At 47.9% G+C, this 18,583-nt stretch carries 4 protein-coding genes, 4 tRNA genes and 7 rRNA genes; all 15 read left to right on the top strand.

Going from position 1 to position 18,583, the window contains the following annotated elements; all coding sequences use genetic code 11:
• Positions 1 to 131: 131 nt before the first annotated feature.
• Positions 132 to 362, top strand: a complete 231-nt coding sequence (locus A6E01_RS11770; protein ID WP_017027493.1) for a hypothetical protein — start codon at positions 132 to 134, stop codon at positions 360 to 362.
• 112 nt (positions 363 to 474) lie between these two features.
• Positions 475 to 2,280 (top strand): assimilatory sulfite reductase (NADPH) flavoprotein subunit, encoded by a 1,806-nt coding sequence (locus tag A6E01_RS11765; protein WP_017027492.1) that lies wholly within the window; start codon positions 475 to 477, stop codon positions 2,278 to 2,280.
• Positions 2,280 to 3,995: an assimilatory sulfite reductase (NADPH) hemoprotein subunit gene (gene cysI / locus A6E01_RS11760; protein WP_017027491.1), complete on the top strand. Its 1,716-nt coding sequence runs from the start codon at positions 2,280 to 2,282 to the stop codon at positions 3,993 to 3,995. Before A6E01_RS11765 ends, cysI begins: the two co-directional genes overlap by 1 nt.
• Positions 3,988 to 4,761: a phosphoadenylyl-sulfate reductase gene (locus tag A6E01_RS11755; protein WP_017027490.1), complete on the top strand. Its 774-nt coding sequence runs from the start codon at positions 3,988 to 3,990 to the stop codon at positions 4,759 to 4,761. The genes cysI and A6E01_RS11755 overlap by 8 nt, the downstream gene beginning before the upstream one ends.
• Positions 4,762 to 5,463: 702 nt before the next feature.
• Positions 5,464 to 7,016: ribosomal RNA gene (locus tag A6E01_RS11750) — 16S ribosomal RNA — on the top strand.
• 379 nt (positions 7,017 to 7,395) lie between these two features.
• Positions 7,396 to 10,285: ribosomal RNA gene (locus A6E01_RS11745) — 23S ribosomal RNA — on the top strand.
• A 91-nt stretch (positions 10,286 to 10,376) separates the two neighbouring features.
• A 5S ribosomal RNA gene (rrf, locus tag A6E01_RS11740) occupies positions 10,377 to 10,492 on the top strand.
• Between the two features lie 363 nt (positions 10,493 to 10,855).
• Positions 10,856 to 12,408, top strand: a 16S ribosomal RNA gene (locus A6E01_RS11735).
• 209 nt (positions 12,409 to 12,617) lie between these two features.
• A tRNA-Ile gene (locus tag A6E01_RS11730) sits at positions 12,618 to 12,694 on the top strand.
• A 115-nt stretch (positions 12,695 to 12,809) separates the two neighbouring features.
• Positions 12,810 to 12,885, top strand: a tRNA-Ala gene (locus tag A6E01_RS11725).
• Positions 12,886 to 13,236: 351 nt separating this feature from the next.
• A 23S ribosomal RNA gene (locus tag A6E01_RS11720) occupies positions 13,237 to 16,126 on the top strand.
• 90 nt (positions 16,127 to 16,216) lie between these two features.
• Positions 16,217 to 16,332 (top strand): 5S ribosomal RNA (gene rrf / locus A6E01_RS11715).
• A 396-nt stretch (positions 16,333 to 16,728) separates the two neighbouring features.
• Positions 16,729 to 18,283, top strand: a 16S ribosomal RNA gene (locus A6E01_RS11710).
• The 16S, 23S and 5S rRNA genes sit together here with 4 tRNA genes alongside, the layout of an rRNA operon.
• 130 nt (positions 18,284 to 18,413) lie before the next feature.
• Positions 18,414 to 18,489, top strand: a tRNA-Glu gene (locus tag A6E01_RS11705).
• 2 nt (positions 18,490 to 18,491) lie between these two features.
• Positions 18,492 to 18,567, top strand: a tRNA-Lys gene (locus tag A6E01_RS11700).
• Positions 18,568 to 18,583: the final 16 nt, after the last annotated feature.

The raw sequence follows: 18,583 nt of genomic DNA, 5'->3' as shown, positions 1-18,583 counted from the left end.
GCAAAATGATAAAGCCCATCCTCGGATGGGCTTTTTATTGCCTATAGCTTTGTAATTGATAGCAGTTCTCAATTCGCATTTTCACGGGTTTGGTCCATCCTTAGTAGAGTTAAACAGGAGCAAGCTTTTATATGACAATCAATGAACTTCGTGTGTTATATCGTTCTGAGCGTTTGGTAGAAGCAATCGTAGAACAAGCAGATCAAGATGGCTTGTGGGTGGTTGAGTTTAGAGACAGTCATGGAGGAATACTTGCTCTTACTGATCCCCAAGGAGAACAGCGCTATTACAATGACTTAGACTCTGCTTCTAAGAGCGCAATGGCGGTTGGATTTAGCCAAGTGAGAGTGGAAGCCTTGTAGGTAAAACTCTTTTTCATTCCTTTTGATTATTAAACATACCCCTTTATTCTTTATTGCTATTACAAATAGTAGGTAATCTTATGGTCACGTAATATACAGGGATAACGTGACCATGTTGCTTAAGGATCTTTCTGGCTTTGCTACTCCGTTGAGTGATAATCAAGCCAATCAACTAAAACAGGCCGCCGCCGAATTATCGCCACAGCAGTTGGCTTGGGTTAGTGGCTATTTCTATGGCATCAGCCAAAACCATTCTTTAGCTTCTGTTCCAGATACAGCACCAGCTGTAGCGACAGCTTCTCAGCTCTCTATCATCTTTGCCTCGCAAACGGGCAATGCTAAAGGTGTCGCTAAGCAATTGCATGCCAAGGTGGTAGAGGATGGTTATCAGGCCAAGCTTTACGATGCCGCAGACTACAAACTAAAGAATTTAAAAAATGAAACGCACGTAGTGATCGTAGCTTCTACCAATGGTGAGGGAGAAGTCCCAGACAATGCCATTGAGTTTTATGATTATCTAACCTCCAAGAAAGCACCCAAGCTAGACAAGTTGCAATACGCGGTTGTAGGGCTAGGGGATTCTAGCTATGAGTTCTTCTGCCAGACGGGCAAAGACTTTGACGCTGCACTAAGCAAGCTAGGGGCGACCGCTTTTCTAGATAGAATCGATTGTGATGTGGATTACGAGTCTCCCGTTGCCGCGTGGCAATCACAAGCACTCAATAAAGTGGCTGAGCTATTCAAAGATAACTCTGTAGGGACGCAAAGTGCAGTGGTTCAATTGCCTGTGTCTGCAAGCCAATCTCAGTACACTAAGCAAAGCCCATATACCGCTACTCTGCTAACCAACCAAAAAATTACAGGTCGTGACTCAACAAAAGATGTCAGACATATCGAAATTGATTTGGAAGAATCGGGTATTACTTACCAACCCGGTGATGCGCTAGGTGTTTGGTATAAGAATGATCTTCAGCTGGTGGACTCTATCTTAGCAATCGCGTCGATAGATAAAGACGAGCAAGTGGAGATTGATGGCGAAACCCTATCCATAAAACAAGCGCTCGTAGAATACTTTGAAGTGACCGCTTCTAATCCTCAATTTGTTTCTCAATATGCTGAGAAGTCGGGGAGTAAGAAACTTCTCAAGCTTATCGAAGATAAAAGCAAGCTAAGAGAATACGCTGCTCGAACGCAAGTGGTGGATGTGCTAGCTGAGAAAAAGACCAAGCTTAGCGCAACAGAGCTAATCGCTATGCTACGACGCCTAACTCCTCGCCTATATTCCATCTCATCGTCACAAGCCGAAGTGGATGAAGAGGTTCATCTAACGGTCGGTGTGGTCGAGTACGAAACCAATAAAGGACAGAGAGTAGGTGGTGCTTCAGGTTTCTTATCACATTCGCTTGAAGAAGGTGAAGACGTCAAGGTGTTCATTGAACACAACAACAATTTCAAATTACCAACCGATGACAACACTCCAGTGATCATGATTGGTCCTGGTACAGGTATTGCGCCGTTTAGAAGTTTCTTGCAAGAGCGTGACGCGAGAGAAGCGGAAGGCAAAAACTGGCTGTTCTTTGGTGACCGTACCTTTACTCAAGACTTTCTGTATCAGCTTGAATTTCAGCGTTACCTAAAAGATGGCTTATTGAGTCGCTTAGATGTGGCATTCAGTAGAGATGGTGCAAACAAGGTCTACGTTCAAGACAAGCTTAAGCAGAACGCACAGCAGGTTTGGCAATGGCTACAAGACGGTGCCTACCTCTATATCTGTGGCGATGCTGATCGAATGGCCAAAGATGTTCAGTCGACATTACTGGAAATTGCACAGCAACAAGGTGGGCTAAACCCAGAAAGCGCAGAAGAGTGGTTAAAAGACCTCCGTAAACAGAAAAGATATCAAAGGGACGTGTACTAATGGAAAAGCAAGTTGTATTGGGTGAAGAGCTAGGCCCACTTTCTGACAATGAAAGACTCAAAAGAGAAAGTAACTTTTTGCGCGGTACCATTACCAACGACCTCGATAATGAGATTACGGGTGGGTTCGATGCAGATAACTTTCAGCTGATTCGTTTTCATGGGATGTACCAACAAGATGATAGAGACTATCGCAATGAAAGAGCGAAGCAAAAACTAGAGCCACTGCACAATGTAATGCTAAGAGCTCGTATGCCAGGGGGCGTAATTACCCCAAAGCAATGGTTAGCCATCGATAAGTTTGCCACTGAAAGCACTATGTACGGCAGTATTCGTCTTACGACTCGTCAAACGTTTCAGTTTCACGGCGTGCTCAAGCCAAATATCAAGCTGATGCACCAAACGCTAAACGCGATCGGGATTGATTCAATCGCTACAGCTGGGGATGTGAACCGTAACGTCTTATGTACCAGTAATCCGGTGGAAACGGAACTGCATCAGCAAGCCTATGAGTGGGCAACAAAGATCAGTGAGCATCTATTACCAAAAACCAGAGCGTATGCAGAGATATGGTTAGATGGTGAAAAGCTTGAATCTACCGATGAAGAACCAATTCTAGGTAGCAACTATTTACCTCGTAAGTTTAAGACAACGGTAGTTGTACCGCCGGATAATGATGTTGACCTGCATGCTAACGATCTTAACTTTGTGGCGATTGCGAAAGACGGAAAACTGGTCGGCTTTAATGTTCTTGTTGGCGGTGGACTTGCCATGACACATGGTGATACGTCTACCTATCCAAGAAAGGCCGATGAATTTGGTTATATTCCTCTTGATAAGACGCTAGAGGTTGCTGCCGCTGTAGTATCAACGCAGCGTGATTGGGGTAATCGTTCTAACCGAAAAAATGCCAAGACCAAATACACTCTAGACCGAGTGGGTATAGAGGTATTCAAGCAAGAAGTCGAAAAGCGCGCTGCGGTTAACTTTGAGCCTGTGCAAGCTTACGAATTAACTCATAGAGGTGATAAGTTTGGCTGGTTAGAAGGCATTGATGGAAAGCATCATCTGACTCTGTTTATCGAAAATGGCAGATTACTTGATTACCCTGGTAAGCCCTTAAAGAGTGGCGTGGCTAATATTGCCAAGATCCACAAAGGTGATTTGCGCATGACCGCCAACCAAAACCTAATAGTGGCTGGCGTAGATGCAAAAGATAAAGAACAGATTGAAAAGATAGCCTTTGAAAGTGGGTTACTCGATCCTGCTACGTCTCAGCAACGAAAAGACTCAATGGCGTGTGTGGCATTTCCGACTTGTCCATTAGCGATGGCAGAAGCAGAACGCTTCCTCCCTCAGTTTGTTACTGATGTTGAAGAGATATTGGAAAAGCACGGCATAAGCAAAGACGAAAGCATTATATTGCGTGTAACGGGGTGCCCGAATGGTTGTGGGCGAGCTATGCTGGCCGAAATTGGCTTAGTAGGTAAAGCACCAGATAGATACAACCTACACCTTGGGGGCAATAAAGCCGGTACTCGTGTTCCGAAGATGTATAAAGAGAACATCAGTTCAGCGCAAATATTGCAAGAGATCGATTCGCTGGTGGCTCGTTGGTCGAGTGAGCGTTTACCAGAAGAAGCATTCGGGGACTTTGTCATTAGAGATGGCATCGTAGAAGAAGTCTTAGTATCTAAGAGGGATTTTCATGCTTGAACTTACGCAAAAACCAAACCTTAAAGAGATAGTCAAACTTAATAAGGTAGAGCAGAGTCTAGAGTTAGCTAAACTCAATGCTGAGCTAGAGGACATGACCACAGAGCAAAGAATTGCGTGGGCACTGGAAAATCTGCAACAAAACATAGTGCTCTCTTCAAGTTTCGGTGCTCAAGCTGCGGTGATGCTGCATCTAGTAACGAGACAGGCACCGAATATTCCGGTGATACTGACGGATACTGGTTATTTATTTCCTGAGACCTATCAGTTCATAGATGAGTTAACACTACTATTAGGTCTCAACCTAAAGATATACCGAAGCTCTTTAAGTCCAGCTTGGCAAGAATCGCGATTCGGCCAATTATGGGAGAAGGGTGTAGAGGGGATTACTCAGTATAACCAGCTAAATAAAGTAGAACCTATGCGCAGAGCACTATCTGATCTTAATGCGGGGACATGGTTTTCTGGATTAAGAAGAAGTCAGTCTGATTCTAGACAGGGGTTACCGGTTCTATCTATTCAACATGGAGTATTTAAGTTTCTTCCAATAGTGGATTGGACCTCGGCACAAGTAGATAGTTATATAGAGGAGCATGCACTGCCTCAGCACCCTCTTAAAGAGCAGGGCTATCTCTCGATTGGTGATATTCATACTACCACTAAGTTCGAACCGGGCATGAAGGAGCAAGATACTCGATTCTTTGGTCTTAAAAGAGAATGTGGGTTACACGAAGATAATGTAGAGCAAGACGGTTCAGGAATTTAATCTTTTAGTCATTCCTCCTTCTATTACCCTCTATACAGAAAAAGAAACCGCTCATGCGGTTTCTTTTTTATTGTCTGCCGCATATGAAATTAGCCAATTTAGAATAAGTCTGTGGATAACCTGTACCTAACTAGGGGGTAAAAATAGATAAATAAGCCTTTCACTCAAAAAACGAGCGAAAAGGCTTTTTTCTTAAATTTATTGAAAAAAAGCCTTGCCAATGTGACGAGCATCTCTATAATGCGCCTCACTGACACGGCAGAGCGCACAACGCTTCGCACTAGTTCAGTAGGCTAACTAGCCGAACCATTTGAGTTTAAGTTCGATTCGAAAATAAATTCAAAAAAGTGTTTGACACTGAGGTTCAAATCGCTAGAATGGCCGTCCGCTTCGAGAGGTTCCTCACAAAAGGAATCGTCGATAAGCAAGCTCTTTAACAATTTAAACCTATCAATCTGTGTGGGCACTCGTTGATGATAATCGAAAAGATTTATCAATGAACTGAGTGACCAAAATCAAATTGGGTGCAGCCTTGAGCTGTTTTATTTCACTTTTTAAAAAGTGAAGACCGATAAGAGCACAGTCAATTCATTATCATTCTGTTGGAATGATAATAGCTTTAAAATTACTTCTTACTTTCGAGTAAGGAACAGTTTTGAAGTCAGTATTCATTGAGCCGAAGCGAAAGCTTCAACAAAACTTTAATTGAAGAGTTTGATCATGGCTCAGATTGAACGCTGGCGGCAGGCCTAACACATGCAAGTCGAGCGGAAACGACAACATTGACCCTTCGGGTGATTTATTGGGCGTCGAGCGGCGGACGGGTGAGTAATGCCTGGGAAATTGCCCTGATGTGGGGGATAACCATTGGAAACGATGGCTAATACCGCATAACGTCTACGGACCAAAGAGGGGGACCTTCGGGCCTCTCGCTTCAGGATATGCCCAGGTGGGATTAGCTAGTTGGTGAGGTAATGGCTCACCAAGGCGACGATCCCTAGCTGGTCTGAGAGGATGATCAGCCACACTGGAACTGAGACACGGTCCAGACTCCTACGGGAGGCAGCAGTGGGGAATATTGCACAATGGGCGCAAGCCTGATGCAGCCATGCCGCGTGTATGAAGAAGGCCTTCGGGTTGTAAAGTACTTTCAGTCGTGAGGAAGGCGTTGAAGTTAATAGCTTCATCGTTTGACGTTAGCGACAGAAGAAGCACCGGCTAACTCCGTGCCAGCAGCCGCGGTAATACGGAGGGTGCGAGCGTTAATCGGAATTACTGGGCGTAAAGCGCATGCAGGTGGTTTGTTAAGTCAGATGTGAAAGCCCGGGGCTCAACCTCGGAACCGCATTTGAAACTGGCAGGCTAGAGTACTGTAGAGGGGGGTAGAATTTCAGGTGTAGCGGTGAAATGCGTAGAGATCTGAAGGAATACCAGTGGCGAAGGCGGCCCCCTGGACAGATACTGACACTCAGATGCGAAAGCGTGGGGAGCAAACAGGATTAGATACCCTGGTAGTCCACGCCGTAAACGATGTCTACTTGGAGGTTGTGGCCTTGAGCCGTGGCTTTCGGAGCTAACGCGTTAAGTAGACCGCCTGGGGAGTACGGTCGCAAGATTAAAACTCAAATGAATTGACGGGGGCCCGCACAAGCGGTGGAGCATGTGGTTTAATTCGATGCAACGCGAAGAACCTTACCTACTCTTGACATCCAGAGAACTTTCCAGAGATGGATTGGTGCCTTCGGGAACTCTGAGACAGGTGCTGCATGGCTGTCGTCAGCTCGTGTTGTGAAATGTTGGGTTAAGTCCCGCAACGAGCGCAACCCTTATCCTTGTTTGCCAGCACGTAATGGTGGGAACTCCAGGGAGACTGCCGGTGATAAACCGGAGGAAGGTGGGGACGACGTCAAGTCATCATGGCCCTTACGAGTAGGGCTACACACGTGCTACAATGGCGCATACAGAGGGCGGCCAACCAGCGATGGTGAGCGAATCCCAAAAAGTGCGTCGTAGTCCGGATTGGAGTCTGCAACTCGACTCCATGAAGTCGGAATCGCTAGTAATCGTGAATCAGAATGTCACGGTGAATACGTTCCCGGGCCTTGTACACACCGCCCGTCACACCATGGGAGTGGGCTGCAAAAGAAGTGGGTAGTTTAACCTTCGGGAGGACGCTCACCACTTTGTGGTTCATGACTGGGGTGAAGTCGTAACAAGGTAGCCCTAGGGGAACCTGGGGCTGGATCACCTCCTTATACGATGATTACTCACGATGAGTGTCCACACAGATTGATGGTTTAATTTAGTTAAAGTAATAGAGCTTTAATTAATGACTTCGGTTATTGATTAAAGCTTTTTGCTTTATGCTCTTTAACAATTTGGAAAGCTGACGAACAACAATGTGATTTCATTGTTGTTCAAATTTAAAAGTTCTCAAATCCTATATCTTTATGATGTAGGTACCAACACACATTCAAGTGTTCTTGGGAATGTACTCTTGCCGGAGTGCATTCAAATTTGAGTCCGGCAAAATCGAATGTTATCTCGCTCATAATAAAGAGATAACGCACCTTGGAAACGTCATACTGCAGCGTAGCAACTGCATTGCGTAAGCAAGACCCTTTGGGGTTGTATGGTTAAGTGACTAAGCGTACACGGTGGATGCCTTGGCAGTCAGAGGCGATGAAAGACGTAATAACTTGCGATAAGCCCAGATTAGGTAGTAATAACCATTTGAGTCTGGGATTTCTGAATGGGGAAACCCACGTGCATAAGCACGTATCATTAACTGAATACATAGGTTAATGAGGCAAACTCGGGGAACTGAAACATCTAAGTACCCGAAGGAAGAGAAATCAACCGAGATTCCGAAAGTAGCGGCGAGCGAAATTGGATTAGCCCTTAAGCTTTTAATGCGTCAGGTGAAGAGTCTGGAAAGTCTCGCAGTATAGGGTGATAGCCCCGTAACCGACAACGCATTTTAAGTGAAAACGAGTAAGGCGGGACACGTGATATCCTGTTTGAACATGGGGGGACCATCCTCCAAGGCTAAATACTACTGACTGACCGATAGTGAACCAGTACCGTGAGGGAAAGGCGAAAAGAACCCCTGTGAGGGGAGTGAAATAGAACCTGAAACCGTGTACGTACAAGCAGTAGGAGCGCCTCGAAGCGTGACTGCGTACCTTTTGTATAATGGGTCAGCGACTTAATTTTAGTAGCAAGGTTAACCGTATAGGGGAGCCGTAGGGAAACCGAGTCTTAACTGGGCGTCGAGTTGCTAGAATTAGACCCGAAACCAGGTGATCTAGCCATGGGCAGGTTGAAGGTTGAGTAACATCAACTGGAGGACCGAACCGACTAATGTTGAAAAATTAGCGGATGACTTGTGGCTAGGGGTGAAAGGCCAATCAAACCTGGAGATAGCTGGTTCTCCCCGAAAGCTATTTAGGTAGCGCCTCGGACGAATACCAATGGGGGTAGAGCACTGTTAAGGCTAGGGGGTCATCCCGACTTACCAACCCTTTGCAAACTCCGAATACCATTGAGTACTATCCGGGAGACACACGGCGGGTGCTAACGTCCGTCGTGGAGAGGGAAACAACCCAGACCGCCAGCTAAGGTCCCAAAGTATAGCTAAGTGGGAAACGATGTGGGAAGGCTCAGACAGCCAGGATGTTGGCTTAGAAGCAGCCATCATTTAAAGAAAGCGTAATAGCTCACTGGTCGAGTCGGCCTGCGCGGAAGATGTAACGGGGCTAAGCTATACACCGAAGCTGCGGCTGCATACTTTTGTATGCGGGGTAGGGGAGCGTTCTGTAAGCGGTTGAAGGTGGTCTGTAAGGGCTGCTGGACGTATCAGAAGTGCGAATGCTGACATGAGTAACGATAAAGGGGGTGAAAAACCCCCTCGCCGGAAGACCAAGGGTTCCTGTCCAACGTTAATCGGGGCAGGGTAAGTCGACCCCTAAGGCGAGGCCGAAAGGCGTAGTCGATGGGAAACGGGTTAATATTCCCGTACTTCTTATAATTGCGATGGGGGGACGGAGAAGGCTAGGTGGGCCTGGCGATGGTTGTCCAGGTTCAAGTATGTAGGCGGAAGGTTTAGGTAAATCCGGACTTTCTTAACGCTGAGATACGATGTCGAGCTGCTACGTGCAGTGAAGTCATTGATGCCATGCTTCCAGGAAAAGCCTCTAAGCTTCAGATTATAAGAAATCGTACCCCAAACCGACACAGGTGGTCGGGTAGAGAATACCAAGGCGCTTGAGAGAACTCGGGTGAAGGAACTAGGCAAAATGGTACCGTAACTTCGGGAGAAGGTACGCTCTTGGCGGTGAAGTCCCTTGCGGATGGAGCTACTAGGAGTCGCAGATACCAGGTGGCTGCAACTGTTTATTAAAAACACAGCACTGTGCAAAATCGTAAGATGACGTATACGGTGTGACGCCTGCCCGGTGCCGGAAGGTTAATTGATGGGGTTAGACTTCGGTCGAAGCTCTTGATCGAAGCCCCGGTAAACGGCGGCCGTAACTATAACGGTCCTAAGGTAGCGAAATTCCTTGTCGGGTAAGTTCCGACCTGCACGAATGGCGTAATGATGGCCACGCTGTCTCCACCCGAGACTCAGTGAAATTGAAATCGCTGTGAAGATGCAGTGTACCCGCGGCTAGACGGAAAGACCCCGTGAACCTTTACTACAGCTTGGCACTGAACATTGACCCTACATGTGTAGGATAGGTGGGAGGCTTTGAAGACGGTACGCCAGTATCGTTGGAGCCATCCTTGAAATACCACCCTTGTAGTGTTGATGTTCTAACTTAGTCCCCTTATCGGGGATGAGGACAGTGCCTGGTGGGTAGTTTGACTGGGGCGGTCTCCTCCCAAAGAGTAACGGAGGAGCACGAAGGTGGGCTAAACACGGTTGGACATCGTGTGGTTAGTGCAATGGCATAAGCCCGCTTGACTGCGAGAATGACAATTCGAGCAGGTGCGAAAGCAGGTCATAGTGATCCGGTGGTTCTGAATGGAAGGGCCATCGCTCAACGGATAAAAGGTACTCCGGGGATAACAGGCTGATACCGCCCAAGAGTTCATATCGACGGCGGTGTTTGGCACCTCGATGTCGGCTCATCACATCCTGGGGCTGAAGTCGGTCCCAAGGGTATGGCTGTTCGCCATTTAAAGTGGTACGCGAGCTGGGTTTAGAACGTCGTGAGACAGTTCGGTCCCTATCTGCCGTGGGCGTTGGAAGATTGAAGGGGGCTGCTCCTAGTACGAGAGGACCGGAGTGGACGAACCTCTGGTGTTCGGGTTGTCATGCCAATGGCATTGCCCGGTAGCTAAGTTCGGAATCGATAACCGCTGAAAGCATCTAAGCGGGAAGCGAGCCCTGAGATGAGTCTTCCCTGGCACTTTAAGTGTCCTAAAGGGTTGTTCGAGACTAGAACGTTGATAGGCAGGGTGTGTAAGTGCTGCGAGGCATTGAGCTAACCTGTACTAATTGCCCGTGAGGCTTAACCATACAACACCCAAGGGGTTTTGTGGACTCAAAGTAGAACTTTGAATGTGTGATAAAAACTTTTAGATATTAGCTTTCCGAATTTTAAAATTTGCTTGGCGACCATAGCATTGTGGACCCACCTGATTCCATGCCGAACTCAGAAGTGAAACATAATAGCGCCGATGGTAGTGTGGGGTTTCCCCATGTGAGAGTAGGACATCGCCAGGCTTTAATTTTAGACTTGCTTCTAATGAAGCGAGTCACCATAAAGTTCTAATTTATTTAGAGTTTTATGTTGACTTTAACAGTCAGTCGCGTATTATACGCGTCCTGCTTAAGTGCTAAGGCATTCAAAGCAGCGCTCTTTAACAATTTAAACCTATCAATCTGTGTGGGCACTCGTTGATGATAATCGAAAAGATTTATCAATGAACTGAGTGACCAAAACGATGACTTTTAGTCATTGGCACAGTCAATTCATTATCGTTCTGTTGGAACGATAATAGCTTTAAAATTACTTCTTACTTTCGAGTAAGGAACAGTTTTGAAGTCAGTATTCATTGAGCCGAAGTGTAAGCTTCAACAAAACTTTAATTGAAGAGTTTGATCATGGCTCAGATTGAACGCTGGCGGCAGGCCTAACACATGCAAGTCGAGCGGAAACGACAACATTGACCCTTCGGGTGATTTGTTGGGCGTCGAGCGGCGGACGGGTGAGTAATGCCTGGGAAATTGCCCTGATGTGGGGGATAACCATTGGAAACGATGGCTAATACCGCATAACGTCTACGGACCAAAGAGGGGGACCTTCGGGCCTCTCGCTTCAGGATATGCCCAGGTGGGATTAGCTAGTTGGTGAGGTAATGGCTCACCAAGGCGACGATCCCTAGCTGGTCTGAGAGGATGATCAGCCACACTGGAACTGAGACACGGTCCAGACTCCTACGGGAGGCAGCAGTGGGGAATATTGCACAATGGGCGCAAGCCTGATGCAGCCATGCCGCGTGTATGAAGAAGGCCTTCGGGTTGTAAAGTACTTTCAGTCGTGAGGAAGGCATTAGAGTTAATAGCTTTAGTGTTTGACGTTAGCGACAGAAGAAGCACCGGCTAACTCCGTGCCAGCAGCCGCGGTAATACGGAGGGTGCGAGCGTTAATCGGAATTACTGGGCGTAAAGCGCATGCAGGTGGTTTGTTAAGTCAGATGTGAAAGCCCGGGGCTCAACCTCGGAACCGCATTTGAAACTGGCAGGCTAGAGTACTGTAGAGGGGGGTAGAATTTCAGGTGTAGCGGTGAAATGCGTAGAGATCTGAAGGAATACCAGTGGCGAAGGCGGCCCCCTGGACAGATACTGACACTCAGATGCGAAAGCGTGGGGAGCAAACAGGATTAGATACCCTGGTAGTCCACGCCGTAAACGATGTCTACTTGGAGGTTGTGGCCTTGAGCCGTGGCTTTCGGAGCTAACGCGTTAAGTAGACCGCCTGGGGAGTACGGTCGCAAGATTAAAACTCAAATGAATTGACGGGGGCCCGCACAAGCGGTGGAGCATGTGGTTTAATTCGATGCAACGCGAAGAACCTTACCTACTCTTGACATCCAGAGAACTTAGCAGAGATGCTTTGGTGCCTTCGGGAACTCTGAGACAGGTGCTGCATGGCTGTCGTCAGCTCGTGTTGTGAAATGTTGGGTTAAGTCCCGCAACGAGCGCAACCCTTATCCTTGTTTGCCAGCACGTAATGGTGGGAACTCCAGGGAGACTGCCGGTGATAAACCGGAGGAAGGTGGGGACGACGTCAAGTCATCATGGCCCTTACGAGTAGGGCTACACACGTGCTACAATGGCGCATACAGAGGGCGGCCAACCAGCGATGGTGAGCGAATCCCAAAAAGTGCGTCGTAGTCCGGATTGGAGTCTGCAACTCGACTCCATGAAGTCGGAATCGCTAGTAATCGTGAATCAGAATGTCACGGTGAATACGTTCCCGGGCCTTGTACACACCGCCCGTCACACCATGGGAGTGGGCTGCAAAAGAAGTGGGTAGTTTAACCTTCGGGAGGACGCTCACCACTTTGTGGTTCATGACTGGGGTGAAGTCGTAACAAGGTAGCCCTAGGGGAACCTGGGGCTGGATCACCTCCTTATACGATGATTATTCACGATGAGTGTCCACACAGATTGATATGGTTTAGAAAAGAGAAAGATAACTCAAGTTCATTGAGATTATTTATGCAAAGCAGTTTTTCTTAATTCAAGGAAGGCCAGCGATGAAGGAAGGAGCATACATTAGTATGTGACTGACTGAAGAGTCGCAGCCCTGACGTGGAAGTAAGGAAAAATGCGCAGCAGAAATGGGTCTGTAGCTCAGCTGGTTAGAGCGCTCGCCTGATAAGCGGGAGGTCGGTGGTTCAAGTCCACTCAGACCCACCAATCTTTCTGATAGCGGCGTCAACTAGCGCGTTGCATACTGATGTATGCGGCCTTACTAGTTTCCTTGCTCTCAAAAAGATTAACTCAGAACGCTGATGTTATCGAATCTACAGATGGGGCTATAGCTCAGCTGGGAGAGCGCCTGCCTTGCACGCAGGAGGTCTGCGGTTCGATCCCGCATAGCTCCACCATCTTTAAGTGCACTTCTTATTAAATTAAGAATTAAGTGTCTTTAAAAATGGTTTCGAAAGCTTTATTGCTTAGAAATTCATGCTCTTTAACAATTTGGAAAGCTGACGAACAACAATGTGATTTCATTGTTGTTCAAATTTAAAAGTTCTCAAATCCTATGTCTTTATGATGTAGGTACCAACACACATTCAAGTGTTCTTGGGAATGTACTCTTGCCAGAGTGCATTCAAATTTGAGTCCGGCAAAATCGAATGTTATCTCGCTCATAATAAAGAGATAACGCACCTTGGAAACGTCATACTGCAGCGTAGCAACTGCATTGCGTTAAGCAAGACCCTTTGGGGTTGTATGGTTAAGTGACTAAGCGTACACGGTGGATGCCTTGGCAGTCAGAGGCGATGAAAGACGTAATAACTTGCGATAAGCCCAGATTAGGTAGTAATAACCATTTGAGTCTGGGATTTCTGAATGGGGAAACCCACGTGCATAAGCACGTATCATTAACTGAATACATAGGTTAATGAGGCAAACTCGGGGAACTGAAACATCTAAGTACCCGAAGGAAGAGAAATCAACCGAGATTCCGAAAGTAGCGGCGAGCGAAATTGGATTAGCCCTTAAGCTTTTAATGCGTCAGGTGAAGAGTCTGGAAAGTCTCGCAGTATAGGGTGATAGCCCCGTAACCGACAACGCATTTTAAGTGAAAACGAGTAAGGCGGGACACGTGATATCCTGTTTGAACATGGGGGGACCATCCTCCAAGGCTAAATACTACTGACTGACCGATAGTGAACCAGTACCGTGAGGGAAAGGCGAAAAGAACCCCTGTGAGGGGAGTGAAATAGAACCTGAAACCGTGTACGTACAAGCAGTAGGAGCGCCTCGAAGCGTGACTGCGTACCTTTTGTATAATGGGTCAGCGACTTAATTTTAGTAGCAAGGTTAACCGTATAGGGGAGCCGTAGGGAAACCGAGTCTTAACTGGGCGTCGAGTTGCTAGAATTAGACCCGAAACCAGGTGATCTAGCCATGGGCAGGTTGAAGGTTGAGTAACATCAACTGGAGGACCGAACCGACTAATGTTGAAAAATTAGCGGATGACTTGTGGCTAGGGGTGAAAGGCCAATCAAACCTGGAGATAGCTGGTTCTCCCCGAAAGCTATTTAGGTAGCGCCTCGGACGAATACCAATGGGGGTAGAGCACTGTTAAGGCTAGGGGGTCATCCCGACTTACCAACCCTTTGCAAACTCCGAATACCATTGAGTACTATCCGGGAGACACACGGCGGGTGCTAACGTCCGTCGTGGAGAGGGAAACAACCCAGACCGCCAGCTAAGGTCCCAAAGTATAGCTAAGTGGGAAACGATGTGGGAAGGCTCAGACAGCCAGGATGTTGGCTTAGAAGCAGCCATCATTTAAAGAAAGCGTAATAGCTCACTGGTCGAGTCGGCCTGCGCGGAAGATGTAACGGGGCTAAGCTATACACCGAAGCTGCGGCTGCATACTTTTGTATGCGGGGTAGGGGAGCGTTCTGTAAGCGGTTGAAGGTGGTCTGTAAGGGCTGCTGGACGTATCAGAAGTGCGAATGCTGACATGAGTAACGATAAAGGGGGTGAAAAACCCCCTCGCCGGAAGACCAAGGGTTCCTGTCCAACGTTAATCGGGGCAGGGTAAGTCGACCCCTAAGGCGAGGCCGAAAGGCGTAGTCGATGGGAAACGGGTTAATATTCCCGTACTTCTTATAATTGCGATGGGGGGACGGAGAAGGCTAGGTGGGCCTGGCGATGGTTGTCCAGGTTCAAGTATGTAGGCGGAAGGTTTAGGTAAATCCGGACTTTCTTAACGCTGAGATACGATGTCGAGCTGCTACGTGCAGTGAAGTCATTGATGCCATGCTTCCAGGAAAAGCCTCTAAGCTTCAGATTATAAGAAATCGTACCCCAAACCGACACAGGTGGTCGGGTAGAGAATACCAAGGCGCTTGAGAGAACTCGGGTGAAGGAACTAGGCAAAATGGTACCGTAACTTCGGGAGAAGGTACGCTCTTGGCGGTGAAGTCCCTTGCGGATGGAGCTACTAGGAGTCGCAGATACCAGGTGGCTGCAACTGTTTATTAAAAACACAGCACTGTGCAAAATCGTAAGATGACGTATACGGTGTGACGCCTGCCCGGTGCCGGAAGGTTAATTGATGGGGTTAGACTTCGGTCGAAGCTCTTGATCGAAGCCCCGGTAAACGGCGGCCGTAACTATAACGGTCCTAAGGTAGCGAAATTCCTTGTCGGGTAAGTTCCGACCTGCACGAATGGCGTAATGATGGCCACGCTGTCTCCACCCGAGACTCAGTGAAATTGAAATCGCTGTGAAGATGCAGTGTACCCGCGGCTAGACGGAAAGACCCCGTGAACCTTTACTACAGCTTGGCACTGAACATTGACCCTACATGTGTAGGATAGGTGGGAGGCTTTGAAGACGGTACGCCAGTATCGTTGGAGCCGTCCTTGAAATACCACCCTTGTAGTGTTGATGTTCTAACTTAGTCCCCTTATCGGGGATGAGGACAGTGCCTGGTGGGTAGTTTGACTGGGGCGGTCTCCTCCCAAAGAGTAACGGAGGAGCACGAAGGTGGGCTAAACACGGTTGGACATCGTGTGGTTAGTGCAATGGCATAAGCCCGCTTGACTGCGAGAATGACAATTCGAGCAGGTGCGAAAGCAGGTCATAGTGATCCGGTGGTTCTGAATGGAAGGGCCATCGCTCAACGGATAAAAGGTACTCCGGGGATAACAGGCTGATACCGCCCAAGAGTTCATATCGACGGCGGTGTTTGGCACCTCGATGTCGGCTCATCACATCCTGGGGCTGAAGTCGGTCCCAAGGGTATGGCTGTTCGCCATTTAAAGTGGTACGCGAGCTGGGTTTAGAACGTCGTGAGACAGTTCGGTCCCTATCTGCCGTGGGCGTTGGAAGATTGAAGGGGGCTGCTCCTAGTACGAGAGGACCGGAGTGGACGAACCTCTGGTGTTCGGGTTGTCATGCCAATGGCATTGCCCGGTAGCTAAGTTCGGAATCGATAACCGCTGAAAGCATCTAAGCGGGAAGCGAGCCCTGAGATGAGTCTTCCCTGGCACTTTAAGTGTCCTAAAGGGTTGTTCGAGACTAGAACGTTGATAGGCAGGGTGTGTAAGTGCTGCGAGGCATTGAGCTAACCTGTACTAATTGCCCGTGAGGCTTAACCATACAACACCCAAGGGGTTTTGTGGACTCAAAGTAGAACTTTGAATGTGTGATATAACTTTTAAATAATAGCTTTCCGAATTTTAAAATTTGCTTGGCGACCATAGCATTGTGGACCCACCTGATTCCATGCCGAACTCAGAAGTGAAACATAATAGCGCCGATGGTAGTGTGGGGTTTCCCCATGTGAGAGTAGGACATCGCCAGGCTCCTATTTATTTTCACTTTTTAAAAAGTGAAGACAAAAGGTTAGACTTGCTTCTAATGAAGCGAGTCACCATAAAGTTCTAATTTATTTAGAGTTTTATGTTGACTTTAACAGTCAGTCGCGTATTATACGCGTCCTGCTTAAGTGCTAAGGCATTCAAAGCAGCGCTCTTTAACAATTTAAACCTATCAATCTGTGTGGGCACTCGTTGATGATAATCGAAAAGATTTATCAATGAACTGAGTGACCAAAACGATGACTTTTAGTCATTGGCACAGTCAATTCATTATCGTTCTGTTGGAACGATAATAGCTTTAAAATTACTTCTTACTTTCGAGTAAGGAACAGTTTTGAAGTCAGTATTCATTGAGCCGAAGCGTAAGCTTCAACAAAACTTTAATTGAAGAGTTTGATCATGGCTCAGATTGAACGCTGGCGGCAGGCCTAACACATGCAAGTCGAGCGGAAACGACAATATTGACCCTTCGGGTGATTTATTGGGCGTCGAGCGGCGGACGGGTGAGTAATGCCTGGGAAATTGCCCTGATGTGGGGGATAACCATTGGAAACGATGGCTAATACCGCATAACGTCTACGGACCAAAGAGGGGGACCTTCGGGCCTCTCGCTTCAGGATATGCCCAGGTGGGATTAGCTAGTTGGTGAGGTAATGGCTCACCAAGGCGACGATCCCTAGCTGGTCTGAGAGGATGATCAGCCACACTGGAACTGAGACACGGTCCAGACTCCTACGGGAGGCAGCAGTGGGGAATATTGCACAATGGGCGCAAGCCTGATGCAGCCATGCCGCGTGTATGAAGAAGGCCTTCGGGTTGTAAAGTACTTTCAGTCGTGAGGAAGGCGTTGAAGTTAATAGCTTCATCGTTTGACGTTAGCGACAGAAGAAGCACCGGCTAACTCCGTGCCAGCAGCCGCGGTAATACGGAGGGTGCGAGCGTTAATCGGAATTACTGGGCGTAAAGCGCATGCAGGTGGTTTGTTAAGTCAGATGTGAAAGCCCGGGGCTCAACCTCGGAACCGCATTTGAAACTGGCAGGCTAGAGTACTGTAGAGGGGGGTAGAATTTCAGGTGTAGCGGTGAAATGCGTAGAGATCTGAAGGAATACCAGTGGCGAAGGCGGCCCCCTGGACAGATACTGACACTCAGATGCGAAAGCGTGGGGAGCAAACAGGATTAGATACCCTGGTAGTCCACGCCGTAAACGATGTCTACTTGGAGGTTGTGGCCTTGAGCCGTGGCTTTCGGAGCTAACGCGTTAAGTAGACCGCCTGGGGAGTACGGTCGCAAGATTAAAACTCAAATGAATTGACGGGGGCCCGCACAAGCGGTGGAGCATGTGGTTTAATTCGATGCAACGCGAAGAACCTTACCTACTCTTGACATCCAGAGAACTTTCCAGAGATGGATTGGTGCCTTCGGGAACTCTGAGACAGGTGCTGCATGGCTGTCGTCAGCTCGTGTTGTGAAATGTTGGGTTAAGTCCCGCAACGAGCGCAACCCTTATCCTTGTTTGCCAGCACGTAATGGTGGGAACTCCAGGGAGACTGCCGGTGATAAACCGGAGGAAGGTGGGGACGACGTCAAGTCATCATGGCCCTTACGAGTAGGGCTACACACGTGCTACAATGGCGCATACAGAGGGCAGCCAACCAGCGATGGTGAGCGAATCCCAAAAAGTGCGTCGTAGTCCGGATTGGAGTCTGCAACTCGACTCCATGAAGTCGGAATCGCTAGTAATCGTGAATCAGAATGTCACGGTGAATACGTTCCCGGGCCTTGTACACACCGCCCGTCACACCATGGGAGTGGGCTGCAAAAGAAGTGGGTAGTTTAACCTTTCGAGGAGGACGCTCACCACTTTGTGGTTCATGACTGGGGTGAAGTCGTAACAAGGTAGCCCTAGGGGAACCTGGGGCTGGATCACCTCCTTATACGATGATTACTCACGATGAGTGTCCACACAGATTGATATGGTTTAGAAAGTAAAGAGAGATTTTTGAAGCACCCCCCAAGGTGCTTCAACAGTTTATGTTTGCTCTTCGGAGTAAAGATAAATCTAGTGTCCCGTTCGTCTAGAGGCCTAGGACACCGCCCTTTCACGGCGGTAACAGGGGTTCGACTCCCCTACGGGATACCATTGGGTCGTTAGCTCAGCTGGTAGAGCAGTTGACTTTTAATCAATTGGTCGCAGGTTCGAATCCTGCACGACCCACCATTTCCTTTCCACAAAG

It is taken from the genome of Vibrio breoganii (assembly GCF_001677275.1).
In the GTDB taxonomy this organism is placed as follows: Bacteria; Pseudomonadota; Gammaproteobacteria; order Enterobacterales; family Vibrionaceae; genus Vibrio; species Vibrio breoganii.
Note: the sequence above shows the minus strand (reverse complement) of the source record. Positions and strands in the feature narration are given on the sequence as shown.

Bases quoted from the DNA above. Each gene is read 5' to 3' on its own strand.
- A6E01_RS11770 (WP_017027493.1), top strand. From the start codon at position 132: ATGACAATCAATGAACTTCGTGTGTTATATCGTTCTGAGCGTTTGGTA.
- cysI (WP_017027491.1), top strand. From the start codon at position 2,280: ATGGAAAAGCAAGTTGTATTGGGTGAAGAGCTAGGCCCACTTTCTGAC.
- A6E01_RS11765 (WP_017027492.1), top strand. From the start codon at position 475: ATGTTGCTTAAGGATCTTTCTGGCTTTGCTACTCCGTTGAGTGATAAT.
- A6E01_RS11755 (WP_017027490.1), top strand. From the start codon at position 3,988: ATGCTTGAACTTACGCAAAAACCAAACCTTAAAGAGATAGTCAAACTT.